20 protein-coding genes are annotated in these 24,088 nt (G+C 38.4%); 17 read left to right on the forward strand and 3 right to left on the reverse strand.

The genetic code is table 11. The features are described from left to right. Nucleotides 1–17: 17 nt before the first annotated feature. The 16 genes from ilvB to AC1DDK_RS04165 all read left to right on the forward strand — a co-directional run bounded on the left by ilvB (nucleotide 18) and on the right by AC1DDK_RS04165 (nucleotide 18,468). The gene (ilvB, locus tag AC1DDK_RS04090) at nucleotides 18–1,757 is read left to right on the forward strand and encodes a biosynthetic-type acetolactate synthase large subunit (RefSeq protein ID WP_288879655.1); all 1,740 of its coding nucleotides are present in this window, start codon (nucleotides 18–20) and stop codon (nucleotides 1,755–1,757) included. Between the two features lie 9 nt (nucleotides 1,758–1,766). Further along, the gene (gene ilvN / locus AC1DDK_RS04095) at nucleotides 1,767–2,384 is read left to right on the forward strand and encodes an acetolactate synthase small subunit (protein ID WP_172660946.1); all 618 of its coding nucleotides are present in this window, start codon (nucleotides 1,767–1,769) and stop codon (nucleotides 2,382–2,384) included. Nucleotides 2,385–2,421: 37 nt separating this feature from the next. Further along, nucleotides 2,422–2,889, forward strand: coding sequence for a DinB family protein (locus tag AC1DDK_RS04100; protein ID WP_288879653.1), 468 nt, complete (start codon nucleotides 2,422–2,424; stop codon nucleotides 2,887–2,889). A gap of 33 nt (nucleotides 2,890–2,922) precedes the next feature. After that, a complete protein-coding gene (gene ilvC, locus AC1DDK_RS04105; protein ID WP_048903939.1) occupies nucleotides 2,923–4,404 on the forward strand; it encodes a ketol-acid reductoisomerase in 1,482 nt (493 codons plus the stop codon). Nucleotides 4,405–4,476: 72 nt separating this feature from the next. After that, nucleotides 4,477–5,883: an ATP-binding cassette domain-containing protein gene (locus AC1DDK_RS04110; protein WP_337715842.1), complete on the forward strand. Its 1,407-nt coding sequence runs from the start codon at nucleotides 4,477–4,479 to the stop codon at nucleotides 5,881–5,883. Continuing rightward, the gene (gene leuB / locus AC1DDK_RS04115; RefSeq protein WP_172660949.1) at nucleotides 5,880–6,971 is read left to right on the forward strand and encodes a 3-isopropylmalate dehydrogenase; all 1,092 of its coding nucleotides are present in this window, start codon (nucleotides 5,880–5,882) and stop codon (nucleotides 6,969–6,971) included. The genes AC1DDK_RS04110 and leuB (AC1DDK_RS04115) overlap by 4 nt, the downstream gene beginning before the upstream one ends. Nucleotides 6,972–6,982: 11 nt before the next feature. Then, nucleotides 6,983–8,146 carry a 2-isopropylmalate synthase gene (locus AC1DDK_RS04120; RefSeq protein WP_337715844.1) on the forward strand — a complete coding sequence of 388 codons (1,164 nt, stop codon included), beginning with the start codon at nucleotides 6,983–6,985 and terminating at the stop codon, nucleotides 8,144–8,146. Nucleotides 8,147–8,188: 42 nt separating this feature from the next. Continuing rightward, nucleotides 8,189–9,595, forward strand: coding sequence for a 3-isopropylmalate dehydratase large subunit (gene leuC / locus AC1DDK_RS04125; RefSeq protein ID WP_048903936.1), 1,407 nt, complete (start codon nucleotides 8,189–8,191; stop codon nucleotides 9,593–9,595). A gap of 19 nt (nucleotides 9,596–9,614) precedes the next feature. Further along, nucleotides 9,615–10,211 carry a 3-isopropylmalate dehydratase small subunit gene (leuD, locus tag AC1DDK_RS04130; RefSeq protein ID WP_172660950.1) on the forward strand — a complete coding sequence of 199 codons (597 nt, stop codon included), beginning with the start codon at nucleotides 9,615–9,617 and terminating at the stop codon, nucleotides 10,209–10,211. A 156-nt stretch (nucleotides 10,212–10,367) separates the two neighbouring features. Further along, complete coding sequence (locus AC1DDK_RS04135; RefSeq protein WP_172660951.1) at nucleotides 10,368–11,885, forward strand: alpha-isopropylmalate synthase regulatory domain-containing protein; 1,518 nt, start codon at nucleotides 10,368–10,370, stop codon at nucleotides 11,883–11,885. 70 nt (nucleotides 11,886–11,955) lie between these two features. Then, complete coding sequence (leuB, locus tag AC1DDK_RS04140; RefSeq protein WP_337715846.1) at nucleotides 11,956–13,014, forward strand: 3-isopropylmalate dehydrogenase; 1,059 nt, start codon at nucleotides 11,956–11,958, stop codon at nucleotides 13,012–13,014. A gap of 159 nt (nucleotides 13,015–13,173) precedes the next feature. Next, the gene (gene ilvA, locus AC1DDK_RS04145) at nucleotides 13,174–14,421 is read left to right on the forward strand and encodes a threonine ammonia-lyase IlvA (RefSeq protein WP_477633849.1); all 1,248 of its coding nucleotides are present in this window, start codon (nucleotides 13,174–13,176) and stop codon (nucleotides 14,419–14,421) included. A gap of 116 nt (nucleotides 14,422–14,537) precedes the next feature. After that, a complete protein-coding gene (locus AC1DDK_RS04150) occupies nucleotides 14,538–14,954 on the forward strand; it encodes a hypothetical protein (RefSeq protein WP_288879650.1) in 417 nt (138 codons plus the stop codon). Nucleotides 14,955–15,387: 433 nt separating this feature from the next. After that, nucleotides 15,388–16,731, forward strand: a complete 1,344-nt coding sequence (locus tag AC1DDK_RS04155; RefSeq protein ID WP_477633850.1) for a hypothetical protein — start codon at nucleotides 15,388–15,390, stop codon at nucleotides 16,729–16,731. Nucleotides 16,732–16,890: 159 nt separating this feature from the next. Next, nucleotides 16,891–17,259 carry a hypothetical protein gene (locus AC1DDK_RS04160; RefSeq protein WP_172660958.1) on the forward strand — a complete coding sequence of 123 codons (369 nt, stop codon included), beginning with the start codon at nucleotides 16,891–16,893 and terminating at the stop codon, nucleotides 17,257–17,259. 69 nt (nucleotides 17,260–17,328) lie between these two features. Then, nucleotides 17,329–18,468: a 6-bladed beta-propeller gene (locus AC1DDK_RS04165; RefSeq protein ID WP_172660959.1), complete on the forward strand. Its 1,140-nt coding sequence runs from the start codon at nucleotides 17,329–17,331 to the stop codon at nucleotides 18,466–18,468. Between the two features lie 27 nt (nucleotides 18,469–18,495). Here the strand turns inward: AC1DDK_RS04165 and AC1DDK_RS04170 are convergent, their stop codons facing one another. Both AC1DDK_RS04170 and AC1DDK_RS04175 read right to left on the reverse strand, forming a co-directional pair. Continuing rightward, nucleotides 18,496–19,134 carry a DUF6266 family protein gene (locus tag AC1DDK_RS04170; RefSeq protein WP_337715911.1) on the reverse strand — a complete coding sequence of 213 codons (639 nt, stop codon included), beginning with the start codon at nucleotides 19,132–19,134 and terminating at the stop codon, nucleotides 18,496–18,498. A gap of 144 nt (nucleotides 19,135–19,278) precedes the next feature. Continuing rightward, the gene (locus AC1DDK_RS04175; RefSeq protein WP_477633851.1) at nucleotides 19,279–20,433 is read right to left on the reverse strand and encodes an S-methyl thiohydantoin desulfurase domain-containing protein; all 1,155 of its coding nucleotides are present in this window, start codon (nucleotides 20,431–20,433) and stop codon (nucleotides 19,279–19,281) included. Nucleotides 20,434–20,511: 78 nt separating this feature from the next. Between AC1DDK_RS04175 and AC1DDK_RS04180 the strand changes: the two genes are divergently transcribed. Then, on the forward strand, nucleotides 20,512–21,171 hold the full coding sequence (locus tag AC1DDK_RS04180) for a hypothetical protein (protein ID WP_288879645.1): 660 nt from the start codon (nucleotides 20,512–20,514) through the stop codon (nucleotides 21,169–21,171). A gap of 5 nt (nucleotides 21,172–21,176) precedes the next feature. Here the strand turns inward: AC1DDK_RS04180 and AC1DDK_RS04185 are convergent, their stop codons facing one another. Then, nucleotides 21,177–24,068 carry a hypothetical protein gene (locus AC1DDK_RS04185; protein ID WP_477633852.1) on the reverse strand — a complete coding sequence of 964 codons (2,892 nt, stop codon included), beginning with the start codon at nucleotides 24,066–24,068 and terminating at the stop codon, nucleotides 21,177–21,179. Between the last annotated feature and the right edge of the window lie 20 nt (nucleotides 24,069–24,088).

Genomic DNA, 24,088 nt, shown 5'->3' on the forward strand with positions numbered 1-24,088 from the left:
ACCCTAAACATACAACAATGGATACAGCACACGAGGAAACAACAACCTTAACAGAACCTAAAAAAACAACAACTGTTTCAGGCTCTGTGGCTTTATTGGAAGGATTAATAGCTGAGGGTACCGATACCATTTTTGGTTACCCGGGCGGCGCCATCATGCCAATTTATGATGCGCTATACGATTACAAAGAAAAATTACAACATATTTTAGTACGTCATGAGCAAGGCGGCACACACGCTGGTCAAGGTTATGCACGTACTTCAGGCAAAGTCGGTGTTGTTTTTGCAACCAGCGGTCCTGGCGCAACAAACCTGGTAACAGGTTTGGCTGATGCTCAGATAGACAGTACTCCTATGGTTTGCATCACAGGCCAGGTTTTTGCACACCTTTTAGGAACAGATGCTTTCCAGGAAACTGATGTAATTAACATCACCACTCCGGTTACAAAATGGAACTATCAGGTAACTGATGCCAATGAAATTCCTAGTGTTCTTGCAAAAGCTTTTTATATCGCACGCAGTGGAAGACCAGGTCCGGTTTTAATTGATATTACCAAAAATGCGCAGTTACAAATGTTCGAATACGAAGGATATACTCCTTGCGAACACATCCGTAGCTACCGCCCTAAACCTTTGATCAGAAAAGAATATATTGAGGAGGCTGCAGCGTTAATTAACGGAGCAAAAAAACCTTTCATCCTATTCGGACAAGGTGTTTTATTAGGTAATGCAGAACAAGAATTTAAAGCTTTTGTAGAGAAAAGCGGTATTCCGGCAGCATGGACAATACTAGGTGCCGGTGCCATCCCTACAGATCATCCGTTAAATGTTGGTATGCTTGGTATGCATGGTAACTATGGCCCTAACGTACAAACTAACGCTTGCGATGTTTTAATTGCAATAGGAATGCGTTTCGACGACCGTGTTACAGGCCGCTTAGATAAGTATGCAAAACAGGCAAAGGTTATTCATTTGGATATTGACCCGGCCGAAATTGATAAAAACGTAAAAGCAGACGTTCCTGTTTGGGGCGATTGTAAAGAAACTTTACCATTCTTAACTGCTTTGGTTGATCAGAAATCGCATACTGAATGGGTAGAGGAATTCAGGGCTTTTGATAAAACTGAGCAAGAAACCGTAATACAAAAAGAACTAAACCCGGAAAGCGGAGAGCTTACCATGGGCGAGGTTATCAATAAATTAAATGAGCTAACCAAAGGTGATGCTGTTATTGTTACCGATGTTGGCCAACATCAAATGGTTGCTTGCCGCTATGCCAAGTTTAACCAAACAAGAAGCAATATTACCAGCGGTGGCTTAGGTACTATGGGCTTTGGTTTACCGGCTGCAATTGGTGCTAAATTCGGTGCTCCGGAGCGTACAGTAGTTGCCATTATTGGTGATGGTGGTTTCCAGATGACTTGCCAGGAATTAGGAACCATTATGCAAAGTGGCATCGACGTTAAAATCATGATTTTGAACAACAGATTCTTGGGAATGGTTCGTCAGTGGCAGCAGTTATTCCACGAAAAACGTTATTCTTTTGTAGACATCACCAGTCCTGATTTTGTAAAACTTGCTGATTCTTACTACATCGCAGGCAAAAAAGTTTCAGAGCGTGAAGACCTTGTTGCAGCATTACAAGAAATGTTAGACCACAAAGGTTCTTACCTTTTAGAAGTAATGGTTGCCAAAGAACATAATGTGTTCCCTATGGTTCCACAAGGAAGTAGTGTAAGCGAAATCAGACTTAAATAATTAAAGATCATGAGCAATTCCAACGATATAGAAATAACCGGAAAACAGGAATTTACGATTACTGCATATACCGAAAATAGAATCGGCATACTTAACCGTATAGCCATCATCTTCTCCAGAAGAAAAATTAACATTGAAAGTTTAAACACCTCTCCTTCAGAAATTGAACACATTCACCGTTTCAATATTCTGATCCATGAAACAGAAGAGGTGGTTCGTAAACTGGCCCGTCAGATAGAAAAGCAGGTAGAGGTATTGAAAGTATATTACAATACTAACGAAGACATCATCTGGCAGGAAATGGCTTTGTATAAAGTACCTACAGATACGATTGCAGAAAAAGTATCGGTAGAGCGTTTGCTTCGCGAATATGGCGCAAGAGCAGTAGTGATCCGTAAAGACTATACTGTTTTTGAAACCACCGGACACAGAGAAGAAACTGATAAACTGATTGAGGTGCTACAACCTCACGGACTAATTGAGTTTGTAAGAAGTGCAAGGGTTGCCATTATTAAAGACAGTGAAGGTTTTAACCGCAAGCTTAGAGAATTTGAGCGCAGAGAACCAGGCGAGGATGTGATTGAAAATGAATTCCTTGATAAAGAGAAGAATGTATTTAGCATGTAATTCGTAGCAGGCGAATAGGCATTACAGAACTAATAAAATGGAAAACACTCTTTTTAAAACGATTATACAAACCAGGAAAAACTTTATTGAGTTGATAGAAACATCAACGATTGAAGAGGTAAATGAGGTGCCCGCAGGCTTTAACAACAATATAATTTGGAACTTTGGCCATATTATAAGCAGTCAGCAGATACTTTGTTATAAACTGGCCAATGTTGCCCCTGTTATAGAGGCTCAGTATATTCTGGATTATCAAAAAGGAACAAAGCCGGAAAAGTTCATTGAAGCCGAAGAAATAAACATTTTAAAAGACCTGGCGCTTAGCACTATTGATAAGCTGGCAGAAGATCTGAACAACAATGTTTTTGTAAGTTACATAGTGCGTACTACAAGCTATGGAATAGAACTAAAAAGCACAATTGAAGCAGTACAGTTTTTTCCGATACATGATGCTTACCACTATGGCTGTGCATCATCGATTAAGAAAGCATTAAATAAAAAGTAAATAAGAACCTTATAACAAAAAACCGATAAAACGATGTCAAATTATTTTAACACATTACCTCTTAGAGAAAAATTAAACCAATTAGGTGTTTGCGATTTCATGGACAGTTCAGAATTTCTTGATGGCGTAAATGCACTAAAAGGAAAAAAACTGGTAATTGTAGGTTGTGGAGCACAAGGCCTTAACCAAGGTTTAAATTTAAGAGATAGTGGTTTAAATGTTGCCTATACTTTAAGAAAAGAAGCTATTGAAGGCAAAAGAGATTCATGGAAAAATGCTACAGAAAACAACTTTACTGTTGGCACTTACGAAGAATTAATTCCTACAGCTGATGTAGTAATTAACCTTACTCCTGACAAACAACATACTGCAGTTGTAACTGCAATTATGCCGCTAATGAAACAAGGTGCTACTTTATTGTACTCGCACGGTTTTAACATTGTGGAAGAAGGAATGCAGATCCGTAAAGATATTACGGTGATCATGGTAGCACCTAAATGCCCGGGAAGTGAAGTAAGAGCTGAGTATGTAAGAGGTTTTGGTGTACCTACCCTAATCGCTGTACACCCTGAGAACGATCCGGAAGGAAAAGGTTTAGCACAAGCTAAAGCTTACTGCGTTGGAACTGGTGGCCACAGAGCTGGTGTTTTAAAATCATCTTTTGTTGCTGAAGTAAAATCAGATTTAATGGGCGAGCAGACTATCCTTTGTGGTTTGTTACAAACTGGCTCAATCCTTTCATTCGACAAAATGATTGAAAAAGGAATCGATGCTGGTTATGCTTCTAAACTTGTTCAGTATGGTGTTGAAGTAATTACTGAAGCATTAAAACATGGCGGTGTTTCTGGTATGATGGACAGATTAAGCAATGTAGCTAAAGTTAAAGCTTTTGAAATTTCAGAAGAATTGAAAGACATTATGCGTCCGCTATTCCAAAAACATCAGGATGATATCATGAGCGGTGAATTTAGCCGTACAATGATGGAAGACTGGGCTGCTGGTGACAAAAACTTATTGGCATGGCGTGCAGCTACAGGAGAAACTGCTTTTGAAAAAACTCCTGCCGGCGATGTAAAAATCGGCGAACAAGAATATTTTGACAACTATACTTTAATGGTTGCTTTTGTTAGAGCAGGTGTTGAATTGGCTTTCGAAACAATGGTTCAGGCTGGTATTAAACCAGAATCAGCTTACTATGAGTCGTTACACGAAACACCACTTATTGCCAATACCATTGCGCGTAAAAAGTTATTCGAAATGAATCGTGTGATCTCTGACACTGCTGAATATGGTTGTTACTTATTTGATTATGCTTGTAAACCTTTGCTAGCTGATTTCATGACTAAAGTAGATACCGATTTAGTAGGTAAAAACTTTAACGAAGGTAAAGATGGTTCGGTTGATAACAGAACGTTAATTGCAATTAATGAGGCGCTTCGTTCTCATGAAGTTGAAATAGTTGGCGCTAGATTAAGAAAAGCGATGACTGCAATGAAATCTATAAAAACAGCATAATAATATTAAATGTCACAGCCCGTCGTCCATATCACAAAACTAAATTTAAAGTATCGGCACAAACCCGTGTTAATGGATTTGAACTGGACTATAAATCGTAACGAGAATTGGTTGTTGTGTGGAACAAGCGGAAGTGGCAAAACATCATTAGCTAAAGCTATGGCCGGTATAGGCCATAGCTACAGTAATATTGAAATCAACTTTAATCCTCAAAGCAGTTTACCTGCTATCGCCTATTATGTGGCCAATTGGTTTCAATTTAAAGACTTGGAAGGCCAGTCTAATTTCTATTATCAGCAGCGTTACAATAAGCAATCAACAGAAACTACAGCCACAGTAAAAGCTGAATTGGAAAGTTTCGGCAAAAAACATTCACTTTCAATTCATGAAGTAGATAGGGTTCTAGCCGCACTAGGGTTTTCGGAATTAAAAGACTCCACACTTATCCAGTTATCCAGCGGAGAACATAAAAAATTACAATTGGTTAAGGCCTTATGGTTAAAACCGCAGTTGTTAATACTTGATCTTCCTTACAACGGACTGGATGTACTTTCCCGTAAAAACTTAAACGCTTTACTTGAAGAAATTTCTGAAGCAGGAACACAGTTGATCTTAATCAGCAACGAAGCCGAGCTACCTGGCTGCATCAATCGCATTGCGACAATTGAGGAAGGCAAATTAGTCGAAATTTCTGCTGATGAACGTACCTGGAATGATATAGAAGCGTCTGATAAACCTGTTCCTACATTTTTGAGTGAATCGGTTGTAAATGCTTCATCTGCAGAGATCATTAGAATGATCAATGTAAATATCAGCTACGGCGAAAAACAGGTGTTAAAAAACATCAACTGGGAAGTTAAAGCGGGTGAAAAATGGGTGTTGCATGGCCATAACGGCTCTGGAAAATCAACTTTGTTAAGTTTAATCTGTGGCGATCATCCTCAGGCTTACGCCAATGATTTTCATTTATTTGGAAACAAAAGAGGAAGCGGAGAAAGCATCTGGGAGATTAAAGAACGAATTGGTTTAATATCACCAGAATTGCACTGGTATTTTGATCCTTCAGCAACTGTTTGGCAAAGTATTGTTTCTGGCTTTTATGATAGTTCAGGCTTATTTTGTGATCCGGGATATTCAAAAAAGGCTAAAACCGATGAATTAATTCATTATTTCGGCCTGGATGAATATAAAAATACCTTGATGAACGAACTTCCTCTTGGTAAACAAAGACTGGCATTATTGGCCCGTACCATTGTAAAAAACCCGGAGCTATTGATATTGGATGAACCTTGCCAGGGATTAGACCAGCAACAAACATTGCATTTTAACAAACTGGTAGATGAATTGTGCAAAAATGGTACAACATTGATTTATGTTGGTCATTTTGAATCACAGATACCGGGCTGTATTGAGAAAAGAATTTTATTAGAAAACGGTGAAGTAAAATCCGTCGAAACCTTATTAGAGAGCGTACTATGAAGAAGAATATCTTAGTAATACCCGGCGATGGCATCGGGCCTGAAGTAACCACATGGGGGAAAGCCATTTTAGAACAAATAGCCGAAGATTTTGGCCATGAGTTTACCTTTGACGAAGCTTTAATGGGTCATGCTGCTATTGAAGCAACAGGCAGCCCATTACCAGATGAGACCCTGGAAAAAGCCAAACAAAGTGATGCAATCCTCTTTGGAGCTGTAGGGCATGCCTTGTATGATAACGATCCTTCGCTTAAAGTACGCCCGGAGCAAGGTTTACTTAAGATCCGTAAAGAATTGGGTCTTTATGCCAACCTACGCCCTATTTTATTGTTTGATGAATTGTTAAATGCATCAAGCATTAAACCAAGTATACTAAAGGGTACAGATATTTTATTTTTCAGAGAGCTGACAGGCGACGTTTATTTCGGAGAGAAAACACTTTCTGAGGATAGAAATACCGCGTCGGATTTAATGATCTATCACCGATACGAAATAGAACGAATAGCACATAAAGCTTTTCAGGCTGCAATGCAGCGTAACAAAAGGTTATGTTCGGTAGATAAAGCTAACGTACTTGAAAGCTCCAGGTTATGGAGGGCAACCGTACAGGCTATCGCTAAAGAATACCCTGAGGTTGAAACCGAACATATGTTTATAGACAATGCCGCAATGCAACTGATCAAAGATCCTAAGCGCTTTGACGTAGTACTAACTGCCAACTTATTTGGTGATATCCTTACAGATGAAGCTTCGCAGATTGCAGGCTCAATGGGGATGTTAGCCTCGGCCTCAATTGGTGATGGTACTGGTTTCTTTGAACCAATTCATGGCTCTGCACATGATATCACCGGAAAAGACCTGGCCAACCCGCTGGCTTCTATCCTATCCGTAGCGTTAATGCTAGAAATAGGTTTTGGACTAAAAGAAGAAGCCAAAACAGTAGTTGCTGCAGTTGACAAAGTACTCAAAGAAGGCTTCAGAACTAATGACATTGCCGACGGCACCACAAATCCTTATAAAGTATTAGGTACTAAGGAAATGGGTAAACTCGTCTTAAAATATATTACACAAAAAACCTATACTAACTAAAAACGAAAATTATGTTACACGATCCAAATAGAGTTTATGTGTTTGACACCACGTTGCGTGATGGTGAACAAGTGCCGGGTTGCCAATTAACAACCCCAGAGAAAATAGAAATTGCCAAAGAATTGGAAGCGCTTGGCGTGGATATTATTGAAGCAGGTTTTCCGATTTCAAGTCCAGGTGATTTCCAAAGCGTTGTAGAGCTTTCTAAAGCGGTTTCTGAGCCGATCATTTGTGCACTTACACGTGCAAATAAAGGTGATATTGATTCTGCTGTTGCTGCATTGAAATTTGCAAAACGTCCGAGGATCCATACTGGTATCGGCTCGTCTGATATGCACATCAAACATAAATTTAACAGTACAAGAGAAGATATTTTAGCACGTGCAGTTGAAGCCGTTAAATATGCCAAGCAATTTGTAGAGGATATTGAATTCTATGCAGAAGATGCTGGTCGCGCAGACGTACATTTTCTTGCCCAGATGGTAGAAGCAGTTATTGCAGCCGGTGCTACTGTAGTAAACATACCAGATACAAATGGTTATTGCTTACCAGATCAATACGGAAGCAAAATCAAATTTTTGAAAGAGAACGTAAAAAACATTGACAATGCCATTATATCTGTGCATTGCCATAATGATTTAGGTTTAGCTACMGCAAATTCAATTGCAGGCTTACAAAACGGTGCCCGTCAAATTGAAGGTACTATTAATGGTATCGGAGAACGTGCAGGTAACACCTCTATTGAAGAGGTCGTCATGATTTTAAAAACGCACCAGACATTAGGTTTGCATACCAATATCAACACTAAAAACTTTTATGAGTTGAGCCGTATGGTAAGTTCGCAAATGCGCATGCCGGTACAACCAAATAAAGCAATTGTTGGAAGCAATGCATTTGCACACAGCTCAGGTATCCACCAGGATGGTTTCTTAAAAAACCGCGAAAATTACGAAATTATACGCCCGGAAGATGTTGGTTTCCCTGATGCAAGTATTGTACTTACCGCACGCAGTGGCCGTCATGCTTTAAAGTTCCATTTGGAGCGCTTAGGCTTTAATTTAAATAAAGAAGAATTGGGCGAAGCCTACCATCGCTTCCTTACAGTGGCAGATAGTAAATTAGATATTAATGATGATGATCTTTTGTTAATGATGGACAAGCAACAATTAGCTTAACCTTTATCTCACAAAAAGAATTCATAATAAAAAAAGAAAAAAATGAGCAAAACATTATTTGATAAGGTGTGGGACACTCACGTGGTACGTAAAATAGAAGGTGGCCCCGATGTGCTTTTTATTGATCGCCACCTTATCCACGAAGTTACAAGCCCTGTTGCCTTTTTAGGTTTAAAAAGCAGAGGAATAAAAGTTTTATACCCTGAACGTACATTTGCTACGGCAGATCATAACACCCCAACAATTAACCAGCATTTGCCGGTTGCAGATCCGCTTTCGGCTAACCAGTTAAAGGCATTAGAGTCTAACTCTAATGAATATGGTATCAGCCACTGGGGACTAGGCCATCAAAAAAATGGTATCGTACACGTTGTAGGTCCTGAGTATGGAATCACACAACCTGGTGCTACTATTGTTTGTGGCGATTCACATACATCTACGCATGGTGCTTTTGGTGCTATCGCTTTTGGCATTGGTACTTCTGAAGTAGAAATGGTACTTTCTACACAGTGCATTATGCAGCCAAAACCTAAAAAAATGCGCATCAATGTTAATGGTAAATTAGGTGTAGGTGTTACGCCTAAAGATGTTGCATTGTTCATCATCTCTCAGCTTACAACTTCTGGCGCAACCGGATATTTTGTTGAATATGCTGGTGATGTTTTTGAAAACATGACTATGGAAGGCCGTATGACGGTTTGTAACCTAAGTATTGAAATGGGCGCCCGTGGCGGTATGATCGCTCCTGATGAAACTACTATCAATTACGTAAAAGGTCGTGAGTTTAGCCCTAAAGGCGAAGCGTGGGATAGAGCATTAGCGTATTACAAAACGTTAAAAACTGATGCCGATGCTGTTTTTGATAAAGAATTGACTTTCGACGGTTCTTCAATTGAGCCAATGATCACATATGGTACAAACCCTGGAATGGGAATGGGAATTTCTCATGATATCCCTGACGCTGCTCACGCAGAAGGTGGTGCTGCAACCTATGCTAAATCATTAGGTTATATGGGCTTCTCTGAAGGCGAATCTATGATCGGTAAGAAAATAGATTTCGTTTTTGTTGGTAGCTGTACCAATGGACGTATCGAAGATTTCAGAGCATTTACTTCTATCGTAAAAGGCAGACATAAAGCTGACGATGTAACCGTTTGGTTGGTTCCGGGTTCTCATATTGTTGAGGCTCAAATCAAAGAAGAAGGCTTACTGGATATTTTAACCGAAGCTGGCTTTGAATTACGCCAACCTGGTTGTTCTGCATGTTTAGCTATGAACGACGATAAGATACCTGCTGGAAAATATGCGGTAAGTACCTCGAACAGAAATTTTGAAGGAAGACAAGGTCCTGGTTCAAGAACCATGTTAGCCAGTCCGCTAGTTGCTGCAGCTGCAGCTGTTACCGGCGTGGTTACAGACCCAAGAACATTAATTGAAGAACTTGTCTAAACACACTTAAAAGATTAAAATGGCCTACGATAAATTTAATATACTAAAAAGCACCGCGGTTCCACTTCCAATAGAAAATGTGGATACCGATCAGTTAATTCCTGCACGCTTTTTAAAAGCTACAGAACGCGTTGGGTTTGGCGACAACCTTTTCCGCGACTGGAGATATAACCCAGATAATACACCAAAAAAAGACTTTGTATTAAACAACCCTGTTTACAGTGGTAAAATACTTGTTGGTGGTAAAAACTTTGGTTCAGGCTCATCAAGAGAGCATGCTGCCTGGGCGGTTTATGATTATGGATTCAGATGTGTAGTATCAAGCTTTTTTGCTGATATCTTCAGAAACAACTGCCTAAACATTGGTGTATTACCAGTTCAGGTTAGTCCCGAGTTTTCTGAAAAGATCTTTGCTGCAATTTTTGCTGATCCTAATACAGAACTGGAAGTAAACTTACCGGAACAAACCATTACGCTTTTAGCAACAGGTGAAAAAGAGAAATTCGAAATCAGTTCGTATAAAAAAGACAATATGCTGAATGGTTTTGATGACATCGACTACCTGCAAAGCATAAAACCGGAAATCGAAGAGTTTGCGTTGCAGCTTCCTCTTTAAGAAATTACCCGTCATCCTGAGCTATTGCCTGTCGTGAGACTAAGCATTAAAAAAAGTAATGATGACAAATAATCGTCATGCTATAGCACACCTATAGCACCCCTCGTCATCTCGACGATGACGGATAATTAGTATAAAAAAAGTAAGACCCGATACATGGAAAGAAGGAAAATAGAGATAATGGATACTACACTCCGCGATGGAGAACAAACATCGGGTGTGTCTTTTTCCATTTCAGAAAAGTTAACCATAGCCCAGTTATTATTGGAAGAACTCCATGTTGACCGGGCTGAAATTGCTTCTGCACGTGTATCTGACGGAGAGTTTCAGGCAGTAAAAGCAGTTTTAAATTGGGCGGAAGCAAACGGATATGCAGATCGTATAGAAGTATTATCTTTTGTAGACAACGGTGTTTCTATCGACTGGATGTTAAAAGCAGGTGTTAAAGTTCAGAACCTGCTCACCAAAGGTTCTCTAAACCATTTAACGCACCAGCTTAAAAAAACACCAGAACAACATTTTGCAGAAATTAAGCATGTTATTGATCTGGCAATTGCCAACAACATCGCCACCAATGTTTATTTAGAAGATTGGAGTAATGGCATGCGTAACTCTCCGGAGTATGTGCTTCAATATTTAGATTTTCTGACTACACAGCCCATAAAAAGAATATTATTACCGGATACACTGGGCATTTTAACACCTGGCGAAACCTTTAAATTTATTACTGAGCTTAAATCAAAATATCCGGATACCCATTTCGATTTCCACGCACATAACGATTATGACCTTGGTACAGCCAATGTTTTAGAATCTGTAAAAGCTGGAATAAGTGGTTTGCATTTAACAGTAAACGGGATGGGCGAAAGAGCAGGAAATGCAGCAATGGCTAGTGCTATTGCCGTAATTAATGATTTTGCGCCTGAGGTTGAAGTACAACTTAGAGAATCTTCGATTTATAAAGTTAGCAAGCTGGTTGAAACATTTTCGGGTGTTAGGATCCCTTCGAACAAACCGATTGTTGGCGATAATGTATTTACCCAAACAGCCGGAATTCATGCTGATGGGGACAATAAAAATAACCTGTACTTTAACGATCTCCTACCTGAACGTTTCGGCAGAAAACGCAGTTATGCATTAGGAAAAACTTCCGGCAAAGCCAATATTGAAAAAAACCTGCAAGAATTAGGCTTAAAACTAAACGATGCCGACCTGAAGAAAGTTACTCAAAGAGTTATTGAATTAGGCGACAAAAAAGAAACCGTAACCAAAGAAGATCTTCCTTACATCATTTCGGACGTGTTGGACAGCAGCCTTTATGAAGAAAAGGTTATTGTAGAATCGTATGTATTGATGAATGCAATGGGCTTACGTCCATCTGCTACTATCTCTGTAGTAATTGAAGGGGAAAAGTTCGAAGAGAATGCGCAAGGCGATGGTCAGTTTGATGCGTTTATGAATGCATTAACAAGGGTTTATGCAAAAAAAGAAAGGAGCTTACCAAAGCTGATTGATTATGCTGTAAGGATAGCGCCCGGAAGTAATTCTGACGCTTTATGTGAAACAATTATTACCTGGGAAACCGAACAGAAAGTATTTATAACCAGAGGCCTTGATTCAGATCAGACAGTGTGTGCGATTAAAGCTACCCAGAAAATGTTGAACATTATTTAAAGGTAAATTAGCATCACAAATCAAAACTGGTTATAATTAAAGAAATATTAAAAAACACAACTAAAAATATATGAAACTTAATATCGCTCTTTTAGCGGGAGACGGAATTGGACCTGAGGTTATTGATCAGGCAGTTAAAGTATCAAATGCCGTAGCACAAAAATTTAATCACGAAATTGTATGGACTTCTGCCCTAACCGGCACTGCTGCAATTGATGCTGTTGGCGAACCTTACCCAGATGCAACACACGATATCTGTATGGCAGCTGATGCTGTTTTGTTTGGCGCTATTGGTCATCCACGTTACGACAATGATCCAAAAGCTACCGTTCGTCCGGAACAAGGACTTCTAAAAATGCGTAAAAAACTGGGCTTATTTGCAAACGTACGCCCAACATTTACTTTCCCATCTTTAATCGATAACTCTCCATTAAAAAGAGAGCGTATAGAAGGTACAGATCTTATTATCCTTCGTGAGTTAACAGGTGGTATTTATTTTGGCGAAAGAGGTAGAAAAGACGATGGTAACACAGCTTTCGATACTTGTACCTATACCAGAGTAGAGGTTCAGCGCCTTGCTAAATTAGGCTTTGAAATGGCGATGGCCCGTGGTAAAAGACTTTGCTGCGTAGATAAAGCAAACGTATTGGAAACATCACGTTTGTGGAGAGAAACCGTACAGGACATGGAAAAAGATTTTCCTGAGGTTACGGTAAGCTACGAATTTGTTGATGCAGTTGCGATGCGTTTGGTGCAATGGCCAAATTCATATGATGTATTGATCACAGAAAACCTATTTGGTGATATTTTAACTGACGAAGCATCTGTAATTTCTGGCTCTATGGGTCTTATGCCATCTGCTTCAATTGGTGTTCATACGTCTTTATTTGAGCCAATTCACGGTTCTTACCCTCAGGCTGCCGGTAAAGACATTGCCAATCCTTTGGCAACCGTATTGTCTGCCGCAATGATGTTTGAAGATGCTTTCGGATTAAAAGAAGAAGCAGAATTGATCAGATCAGTAGTAAACAAATCTCTTGCAGAAGGAATTGTAACTGAAGACCTATCTGGAAAAAATAAAGCATACAAAACCAGCGAAGTTGGTGATTGGTTGGCTAAAAACATATAACAGCTAACCACTTTTTCCTTATCAATTAATTAAAACACTCGTCATCCTGAATTTATTTCAGGATCCCGCAAATCGCATTCGCAACTTCTAAAGGGGGATCCTGAAATAAATTCAGGATGACGAGCGTTAAATGCTATAGCCCCTTATATATTTCAGAACATGACAGAGAATCCTGTTAAATTAGACTCAAAGGCTGCGTCACAGCGGTTAGCAGATGTTGTAAAACATACCCCACTCATTTACAATTCCAAGTTATCTGAAAAATACGACTGCGAAATATATCTGAAACGTGAGGACCTCCAAATCGTGCGATCGTACAAATTACGCGGTGCTTACAATATGATCAGTCAGCTAACGCCAGAAGAATTGAGCAGAGGGGTTGTTTGCGCAAGTGCTGGTAATCATGCTCAGGGGGTTGCTTTCTCTTGCGATAAGCTGGGTACAAAAGGTGTAATTTTTATGCMTGAAATTACGCCTAGACAAAAAGTAAAACAAACAGAAATGTTTGGGAACGGCAGCGTAGAGCTTGTTTTAGTTGGAGATACTTTTGATGATTGCCTTATGGAGGCGCTGGCCTATACTAAGGAGCACAACATGACTTTTATTCCACCGTTTGATAATTACAGCATTATTGAAGGTCAGGGTACTGTTGGTGTAGAGATATTCGAAGATCTGCCGGGCGTTGAGGTGGTAATTATGCCAATCGGCGGTGGTGGTCTTGCTGCAGGTGTAGGAAGCTATTTAAAAAACGAAAATCCAAATATACAGTTGATAGGTGTTGAGCCTGAAGGCGCCCCGTCTATGTTAAAAGCATTTGAGCATGGTGGCCCCATAACATTACCTGAAATAAACCGTTTTGTTGATGGAGCGTCGGTAAAGCGTGTAGGTAACTTAACTTACGACCTTTGCACAAAGGTGCTAGACAATATGTTACTGGTTGCAGAAGGAAAGATTTGCACCACCATATTAAAACTTTATAATGAGGATGCTATTGTTGTAGAACCTGCAGGTGCATTATCTGTTGCTATTCTGGATGCTTGCAAGGATAAAATAAAAGGAAAAACTGTAGTTTGTGTGGTGAGCGGTGGCAATAACGACATCGAGCGCATGCAGGAAATTAAAGAGAAATCTTTACTTTATGAAGGACTTAAACATTACTTCATTGTCCGTTTTCCGCAAAGGCCAGGAGCACTTAAGCTTTTTGTGAACAATGTGCTTGGTCCGCATGATGACATTACCCGCTTTGAATTCATTAAAAAAACCAATAAGGAAAATGGCCCTGCTTTGGTTGGTATTGAGCTTACAGATCGCACAGATTATGATGCTTTGGTGCAAAGAATGAAGGAATTTAAGTTTGAAATTATAGAGCTTAACAACGACAAAACACTATTTGAATATTTGGTTTAATTCGGCAGTAAATAACAATATTCTGCATAACATTTTAATTACAGAATAAGCAAACACAGTGCTTTAATTTTTATGGCAATAAATTTGCTTGATTAATTTCAAAACACACAAATCACATGAAAAAGCTATTATTTTTAATCCTATGTACCACCACGCTAGGCTTGGTGTCGTGCAAAAAAGACACCATTATAAATGAAACGCCGAACAGGACTTTCATTTATACGATCCAGCCAAACTCCTGGACTTTAAATTCGGCTAAGGACACGTACACAACTATTTTAGATATCAATGAAATTGATGGGGTAACAATGGATGATGAGGGTATTTTGATTTACATAACAGATCCAAATAACCCCAATGTTCAACGTCAATTGCCTTTTGTATATAATCTGGATACATATAGCTATGAATTTAAAACAGGAGAGATTAAAATCCACATTCAAAGTCCTGATGCCCAAGACACTGAACCTTTTGCCCCAACAAAACCAATTACAGCAAAAGTGATTATCATTCCTTCAACTTTCCAACCGTAAACACAGTCGGAATAGCTTCAGGATAAAGATTAAAAATCAATTATATTCTAAAAACCAGCCCTTATCAAGCGCTGGTTTTTTCGTATCAAAAAAGTTACCATCCACATATACTAGCGCCTTAATTAAGTTCAAACTATATTATCTATATTAGAGATAACAACCAAATAATAAACGACTTCTAGAACTTTAGAAGATATTTAATGGCCTAAATCATCCCGATATGCCTAAATATTACTTTAAAAGACTTGAGTACCTGAACGCGCTCATACCAAAAAGAATCATTGATCCATTTAAGGGATCAACTGAAAATTCTAATGCCATTAGGCGACACCCGCCTACGCCCCAAGAAATTTTAAGAACTCATCCCATGCCGTAATATTTTAACGACTCTCACCGTCGTGCAATTCATTTAATCTAGCCATCCCCTATTAAAATGAACACAAACGTTAACGCTTCCTCCACCCCTAGTAAGATTGCGATGCTAAAAGGTTTTATTGACAATAATAAAACCCTGACAACAATCTTATTCTTAATTTCTATAAGCTTATTGGTTTATTTTCCTGTGCTTTCGCATAAATTCCAGATGCGTTGGGACGACCAATGGGTTGTAGTTAATGCCTACACAGAAGATGGCTTAACACGAAGCAACTTATGGGCAATACTGACCGAGTTTTACAATGGTCAATACGCTCCGGCGAATCAGCTGTCTTACACATTACTTTATTCTGCATTTGGATATAATCCCTTCTGGTTCCATCTCCTAGGAGTTATTATACATATAAGTAATGTAATTCTGGTTTATCTTTTTATCAAAAAGCTTCTAAACCTTTCTAAAGGCTTTAAAACAGAATCTKTAACCCGGATCGCATTTCTTACCGCCATAATCATGGCAGTACATCCATTTCTTGTGGAATCTGTCGCCTGGTTATCCGCCTCTAAAATTCTCATTTATAGCTTCTTCTATTTAATCGCTATTCACATTTACCTAAACTACCTCGTTTCTAAAAAGATAGGCCATTATTTATTGGTCGTTTTGTTTTTCATTTTGTCATTTGCCGGGAAGGAACAGGCAGTTACTCTTCCGGTTTGTCTTTTATTAATAGATTATGCGGTAAAAAGAGATTTCAGAAGCAAATGGCTATGGTTTGAGAAGCTACCTTTATTTATTATTGCTTTCATTTTTGGATATATTACCTTACTTTCTCAAAGTGCAGACAAGGCCGGTTTGCTCTCCGAGGCGCCACGCTACCCATTTTACCAGAACATCATATTTGCCAGCTATTCTGTTACCGAATACCTTGTAAAATGTCTAATCCCAGTTAAATTAAGCTACTTATATGTGTTTCCAAATGCCATAGGCAGAGAAGTTCCCATGCGTTTCTGGATGTACCCGGCAATGCTATTAATTATATGTGTTTCGTTTTGGGGTTTCTGGAAAAAGCATTGGGTCTTTTTTGGAATCAGTTTTTTCATTGTCCATCTTGGGGTTTGTCTGCATGTCATCCCGATTTCCAGATTCGCGATAGTTGCCGACAGGTACGTATACGTAGCCTCAATAGGGATCTTTTTCCTTATGGCCTACTTCGTGGATAAGGCCCTAAACAATTTAAAATACAAAAACTTAACAATTATGCTCACTTTCTTGTATGTGCTCTCCATAGGCATTTATGCCCATCAACATAGTAAGATCTGGCATGACAGTGACAAGCTAAAACAAGAGCTGAAAGAGTTGCTTAAAAAAAGAAATGACTTCCAGAAACACAAGGCTAACAAATGAAACTAACTTTTATTAACATAGATTTCGTCATCCTTATTCCACCTTTAATCAGGGTCGAATTATTTCTGTTGCAACATTGGTGACCCCGTTGCGGGGTCTTATAAATGCAATCGAATCATTAAAAATTAACCTAATTATAATTTGTTAAAATTAAAAAACATGAAAAAAACACTTAAAATAGTAGGAGTTCTGGCTGTTGTGATCACATTGGTTTGTAATCTCCAATATGCATTCTTTGATTATGACGTAACAAACAACTCAGGAGCAGCGAATGCTGCATGGACCGATGCGAACGGTACTATGTATTGCGGAACCACAGGCAATACAAGTTACAGAACGGGTACATGGGTTTGGCAAAATGACAATTACTACAAAGTTGTTGAAGGCTGGTATGGTTACGACTATGGTTATTATGAATTTTTCCCAAACAATTCGGGAACTCAATGCGGTATAGGATACAATCCTTACAGACCTCATAATAACTATCATGATGTTACCAATATCGTACCTAGCTGGCCTGAATACTAAATTTAAAATCCGCCACCTTAAACAGGTGGCGGATTATTCAATATTTACTCAAAATCAAATATCTCATCAATGAAGTACTATCTACTTTTCCCTTTATTAATTCTACTTATTTCATGCTCACAGGAGAAAAAGAAAGAGAAATTCGATTTCCCTGTAACGAAGATTAAGATCAACCCTGCAGAGAACAAAAAAGCCTTCATTGAGGATATTGCTGATAGTGTTTATTATGTAACCCTAGAAGCCGAAAAGGACTTTTCTATTAAACATATTTCAAACTTTTTTGTAACAGATAGTCTTATCATTATCGCCGACCGATCGCAAAGTACTATTTTTCTTTTCGATCAAAATGGTAAGCCTAAAATCAAGATAAATCACCTGGGTGATAAACCTGACGAGTATGCGAATTTAACAGACATATTTTATGATGAATACAGCCATCGGATAGAACTTTTAGATCTGAGCTTAAACAAAATTTTTAGGTATGATCTTGATGGAAAACCGGCAGGTGTTCTGGATATTGTAGGCTCCAGGTACTTCGGTTTAACATTTGCAAAAACCAAAGATGTCTATGTAAGTGAGATTCTTAACAATAATAAGGATTTAAGAAGGCTTAGGCTTTATAAGGAAGGAGATGGAATGCTTACCTACCATTCTCAGGAACTTTTCTTCCCTCGCCTAATTAAAGAGCTGGATCTGGGTTTTCCCCATCAGTTTGATATCTACAAGGATTCCGTTTACTATTACCCGCTACTTGACGATAAAATCTATACCGTTGGCATTGATCAGGTAAAACCCGTATATCAAATCGAGGTTCCCGAAGAAAATAAAATAGGATTCGATATTAATTCTGCTAAACCGGCAAAAGATCATTTTGACTACTGGAAAAAAATGGAATCAGCTAAAATAATGTACGACAATAACTCGCTTTTTGTTACCGATAAATGGGTCTCTTTCAGATATAATTTTGGCTCAAGAACTGATCCTAGAAATGCCTTTTTTTCGAAGAAGGCAGGTAAAACACTTCAATTTGTTGAATTAAATAGTAAAAAGGATCCCAACTTCCGTTCAGGTAATAAAATTGCAGGCAAACTTGGTGACTACTTTATAACAATGGTGCCTTTTGAAAATGCAACAAAATCTCAGACAAAATCAGGTGAAGATAAGGATATTGTCTTTAAACTGATGTATTTTAGATTGAAGGAGTTATAACATCAAAATGTATTACTGAATCGCACACTAAAGAATGGTAACCTTTCCAAGATATTGACTGTTACTTCTATTTTTCCGATCTTCTGATACAAAAGCCAGGTAAACATGAACCTCCCGGCCGGAAAAATTCTTTGTCAGTGTAAATGTCCCTTTCTTAAATAACCTCTTAGTGGCCGAAGTATCAAATTCAGCCACTCCATTTTCTATGTCATACACTAAAAACATTGCCCTGTCATCATAAACATACCTGCCTCCATCCCAGCTAAAAGTTAAAGTATTAGTGCTTTCTGAAACTGCGCCTGCTGTTATAGCCGGATCAAGTTTACCAAAACTTACTAAAGCTAATGCGGGCTCAATCACAAAGCTTGGGTATTCACCCCTAACTGCATTTTTAGATATGTAAGACTTGGCCGCAACAAAACCTTCAAATTTAGGGGCATAATCCTTAAAGCCAACCCTTAAAAAATCGGTAAGCGGCTTCAACCAAAACTGAACATCTGCAAACTTCTCTCTATTTGCCAATTCGGCTGGGGATGGGGGTCTTTCTGTTCTTTTTTTGCCTACATCCCGCATTACATACTTGCCCCTCAGTTCGTAACCTACAACAGTTCCAACTTTTCCGTTAAAAGGACCTAAAATTCCATTTCTATACGTTCCCCTGTCAATAGTTTTATTTTAGTTAAATATTAAATATACAAAATTTAAGTATAAAGCAAAGATTTACAAAGGATTACAAAAGAATCAAATAAGGAAACCTCCCTATCAACCCCCTATTTGATCCTTATTAGATCCGTATATTTTTTATATAATTTATTTTACTAAAATTGGATTGGGAATTAATCTGGTCAGTAAATCTGCTAGTCCCTCTTCTGCTGGTAGCTGATAATTTAAACTGCCAAAATAAGCGAATTCTTGTAGTTGCTCTTTAAAAAGAAGTAAACGGTCTGGTTCTTTTAAAACCTCCGGGGCATCAATAGCCAGTACAAACACTTCATCTCCTTGTTTGATTTCGGCATTAGTTATTGCAGAGCCATCTGTTTTTAGATATGTTATGCTTATGGGGGCAGTTAATAATGCTCCTTGCTGATTGGAATTGTATAATATAAGATTTTCATTTTGTGCCAGTACACTGATTGTTCCTCCTGTTAGCACATCGGCGATAGCAGCAAGCGAATAGTCAAAGGCCCCTTCTTGTTTATTTTGTATACTTTGCACCTTGCCATGTMCTACTAGACAAGCTTTCTTTTCATTTACAAAATGAAAACATGCAGAATCAATCTGAAGCCCTTTCATTAGGCAATCCATCAGTTCTCCACAAGCCATAGCATAACTTAATGAATTCTTGATACTATGATTTAATAATTGATCTATCCTTGATGGCCATAGGGCTAAACTTCCGGAATTTCCAAATAGTGCAGATCCGGTTACAGGGCGAAGCATACTATCCATGTCAGCTACCTGATCAATTTGGAGCAAAAGAAAATCTCCCTTGTCATTTGCTATTACGGCGGGTGAGGGCGGTAATTTACCAAATGTTGCAAGAGATAAAACAGGGACTGCACGACCGGCGCCATCAATATCCAAAACCGGTACGCCGTAACGCGCGGCTACCACAAACGGCACTATACTATTCTCGGGGCCAGTTTCGATTGGCACAACAAAAGTTAGGTTAGTTCCTATGGTGCGTTTCAATTGCAGTGACAACTCGTTAAAAGCTGTAGCAATTGCCTCATGTTGTTTCTCCTCCTGAGCGGCATTGGCTCCTATGTCGGCAATTATACAGCCCATGGCAGAGGAATCAAAAAGATGGTCTTGAGCACTCAATAGCTGTACTACTCCCGAAGGTGCTGTTTCCACAATATAACTGGCTAAAGCGTAAGCCGCAGCCTTGTTCCCTCCACCTCCGCTGCCTATTAATGCTGCTCCTTCAATCAGGTAATAAAGTTTCTCAATGCCTATTTCCATAAAATGAATTTTTAACAAATTATATATTTTTTTTTACTACATGTGATGCTTTTTTTACACATTTGAATAAAGCTAATCATGGATTTATTTGTAGACAACAATTGGTACCTGCATTTCCGGGAAATAAAGGACGACTTTCAAACAGGTGACATATTACTAGTTCATGGACGTTATGACTTCAGCTTTGTTATTGAGGCTGTTCAATGGTCTCCATTTTCTCACGTTGGAATGATTGTAAGAGCCGAAGACATTGGACTTGCAGGCAAAACTCCTGATCTGCTCCTTTGGGAAGCAAATTCGCTAACTAATTTACCAGATGTCATTACTGGACAGGCAAAACCAGGACCTATGCTAGTTGATTTAGAACAGCGTCTTAGTGCAACGGCCAAAGACTTTGAAGATGTGAAATTTGCATTTAAACCGTTATACCTCCCAAAAGAAACAGCAATCGGAACTATTTTACAGCAGTTAATGCCAATTGTGAATCAAGCTGGTTTTCCATCTGATGAAGAAATGGCTAATCGCTTTGTTGAAGGCCGTTATTACAATAAAACGGCCCCAACGGATGCTTTTTTCTGCAGCGAACTCCTGGCCCATACATTCATGGAAATGGGCTTACTCGGAACCAAATATCCAATGAATGCTTATGCACCTAAAGACTTTTCTGATGACGGAATAGTACGTTTACACAAACGTGCTTATTTTGGCAACGAACGTTTCTTTAACATGCAATTATAAATGTTCTATATAGCGCCCGACAGGTAATTTGAAGGATAATAGCCAAAACCAATTTTATTGTGATCATTCAAATTCTTCAACGTTGTTTTTGGATTAATAACCGCATAAATCGAGGTGTACCCATCCACCAGTAAGCTTTCTAAAAAAGATGTTTTTACTGTAAAAATACAATGTCCTGCTCCGCGGGCGGGCAAACCATTTATGGTTTGAATATCCCCAATCTGAGTACCGTTCTTATGCGGATCTTTATTATACAAAGCCAGCTCGATTTTTGTGGTAGGTTTTAACGTGTCATTATGTACAGTAACTAATATAGTTGTTGAATCATTATCACTTTGAACAAATTCAATATCACGGGTAAAGAGTTTATACCCATCTGTTATCCAGGGCAAATGAAAACATGGATTAGATTCATTATATTTTTGTGTAAACCATGTGCTGCCCTTAGGTATAAAAACGGCATAATCAACCTTTAAATAATTCCCTGTTTTACACCAGTATACATAAGGTTTAACCGTATAATACATAGTTTCATTTAAGCCTGCAGGAGTAATAGACATATCAATATTTGTTGATTCTGTAAAATTGATAGCGTAATTAGAAGACTCACTATTACTATAAGTGTTGTCATAATTGTGATTGATACCTAAACTGAATCCACACAAAAAATCTGAAGACACATTTGCGGATTGCTGATTACTGATGTGAGTTGATTGATTTACTGATTTTTGTTCTGATTGGTTATTCGAATTAGACCAATTCGCACTTATAGAAGTAGGTTGACTGTCCACAGAGATAACTGCATTACAAAAGCTACCTTTCATAGCATCATAATCTTTAGGGTCTGCAGAAGGATAAGATAGAATATTACCTATTAAATGTGCCGGCTTATATAATGATGACAGGTCTTTTCCTGATAATGTTTTAATATTGCCACTTGATTGGGGGAAAACAACTAATATATGGCCTTTATGTACCCCATCTTTATAAACCGGATATTCCCATGTATTGAATATATTTACATTCAGGAGTATAACATCCTCTTTATCTGAGCTTACATTAAGAGAGGTGGTTATATCAGCAATTTTATCTKTCGATTTACTAAAATCCTTGCCATGAGTTTTATTAATCGAACTGGTAAAGGAGAATAAACTTGATATTCCTAAAGAACTGCCAAGACTGTCAGATGTACTATAAGAACGGTGAGTACTAAGCCCCATTGAGGTTGAATTCCCTTTGGTATCGCTAAATGAAACTTGACCGACACAATTAAATTCTTCGGTGTTTTGAAACTCTGAGGGTATGGGTGGGAAATTAATGATAGCAATAATCGAATTTACATCTTCAATTGTACTTTGTTTCGGGCTCCCTACACATATATTGGTTCCATTAAAATCGCCATGTGTGAGTTTAATTTTTAAATTTCCTAAATTTTTATTGCTGTCGTAAGCAATATTACCAGAAAACAATCCGGGTATTGCTGCTGGTTTTTCTTTATATCTGATGGCAAAATTAAGTTCCGGATCTACTTTTATTACACCCAAACTTACCCTTGCATAACCATTTTGTGGCATTAAAGATTTTTCGGCCCCCAATGCGGCAATAACAATACCTGCACCAATGTAATTATTATCGAGTCCCGGTGAACTATGATTTTCTAAATCTGCAATTGCCAACTCAAAATCAAAAGAAATAAAGTTGAATGAATTATCACCATACATTCGGCCTGTTGAAGCAGGACTTAACTTTAACGTATTCTCGAACCTATATACTTGCAAAACAAGATGCCCMTCTATCAATTCATTAGCAACCCTCCCAACTACCAGTTCTTCTACACCATCATCATTTATATCGCCTACTGCTGTTCTGATAAGGCCACCTTTTACTGCCAAATCTTTAGCTGCATCTACCATTTTTAAATCAAATTGGTTATTAGTTTTTTCAGTATTTGATTTATGACATTCCCACATCTGCAGCTGGGCTTTATCTGTTTCTTTTATTGCCCAACTCAAAGCCAACCCATCTCTAACAGTATTAGCAAGAAAAGCTCCTGATTTAACATTTAGTGTATAAGGAGAATAACCTTCATCTGTGGCTCCCACTATTGCTGAGCTTATAAGCTTACTCTTCTGATTAGCAATACAATATACGCTTACAAAAAGATTATTACCGTTACTGTCTTTTTTACCTTCATAAAAAATTGCTATTTCGTTATTTCTTTGCCCGGTAAAAGCACCAATCGCAATATCTGCTTTTTTACTTTCACTGGTCTCCGGTCCTTCAAATAAGAATGGCTCTCTTTTCGTATCATCAGCAATATTGTCGCAGGTCCATATTTTTACCTTGTTACTTTTATCAACCCATGCTATTATAGGTTTTTTTATTTCGCCTTCATCTGTATAACTACCCCATATAGTAGTCTGATCTCCTATTTCAGCTTCAATTATAAATCTGGACAACACGGCGTAGTTCGAAGTTTTCGCTCCTTCCTCATATTTTATAACTTCCAACCACAACTCATTCTTATCATTTAAATACGCTACTATAATTTCATCCTTTTTATTACCATCAATATCGGCACTAATTGTAACCATTTGCTTAAAATTACTTCCTCCCTCAATTGATAATGAAGTTTCATCAGAGATGGCCACTCCTGATCCGTTAGTTTTATCTGTATAAGGCTGTGCAGTAAACGACATCAGTTCCAGGTTGTTATTTACTCCCTGGAATGATGCCATTATGCTGTCTAATTTCACCACGGTATAATTGCCATTTAAAGGATCTGAAGTTTGGTCCGACCCACTGTTGGCTATTTTTCCTGGCGGGCGATCAATATACCTGTGTTTACTTATTAAGCCTGGTTTGTGTCTGAGCACAAAGTTATTTACTTTTTCCATTTCGATTGAAATTAGAGGGA

The organism is Pedobacter sp. 05T44, assembly GCF_056395985.1.

Coding starts and splice junctions, on each gene's coding strand:
- ilvB (WP_288879655.1), top strand. CDS start 18: ATGGATACAGCACACGAGGAAACAACAACCTTAACAGAACCTAAAAAA.
- ilvN (WP_172660946.1), top strand. CDS start 1,767: ATGAGCAATTCCAACGATATAGAAATAACCGGAAAACAGGAATTTACG.
- AC1DDK_RS04100 (WP_288879653.1), top strand. CDS start 2,422: ATGGAAAACACTCTTTTTAAAACGATTATACAAACCAGGAAAAACTTT.
- ilvC (WP_048903939.1), top strand. CDS start 2,923: ATGTCAAATTATTTTAACACATTACCTCTTAGAGAAAAATTAAACCAA.
- AC1DDK_RS04110 (WP_337715842.1), top strand. CDS start 4,477: ATGGATTTGAACTGGACTATAAATCGTAACGAGAATTGGTTGTTGTGT.
- leuB (WP_172660949.1), top strand. CDS start 5,880: ATGAAGAAGAATATCTTAGTAATACCCGGCGATGGCATCGGGCCTGAA.
- leuC (WP_048903936.1), top strand. CDS start 8,189: ATGAGCAAAACATTATTTGATAAGGTGTGGGACACTCACGTGGTACGT.
- leuD (WP_172660950.1), top strand. CDS start 9,615: ATGGCCTACGATAAATTTAATATACTAAAAAGCACCGCGGTTCCACTT.
- AC1DDK_RS04135 (WP_172660951.1), top strand. CDS start 10,368: ATGGAAAGAAGGAAAATAGAGATAATGGATACTACACTCCGCGATGGA.
- leuB (WP_337715846.1), top strand. CDS start 11,956: ATGAAACTTAATATCGCTCTTTTAGCGGGAGACGGAATTGGACCTGAG.
- AC1DDK_RS04150 (WP_288879650.1), top strand. CDS start 14,538: ATGAAAAAGCTATTATTTTTAATCCTATGTACCACCACGCTAGGCTTG.
- AC1DDK_RS04160 (WP_172660958.1), top strand. CDS start 16,891: ATGAAAAAAACACTTAAAATAGTAGGAGTTCTGGCTGTTGTGATCACA.
- AC1DDK_RS04165 (WP_172660959.1), top strand. CDS start 17,329: ATGAAGTACTATCTACTTTTCCCTTTATTAATTCTACTTATTTCATGC.
- AC1DDK_RS04180 (WP_288879645.1), top strand. CDS start 20,512: ATGGATTTATTTGTAGACAACAATTGGTACCTGCATTTCCGGGAAATA.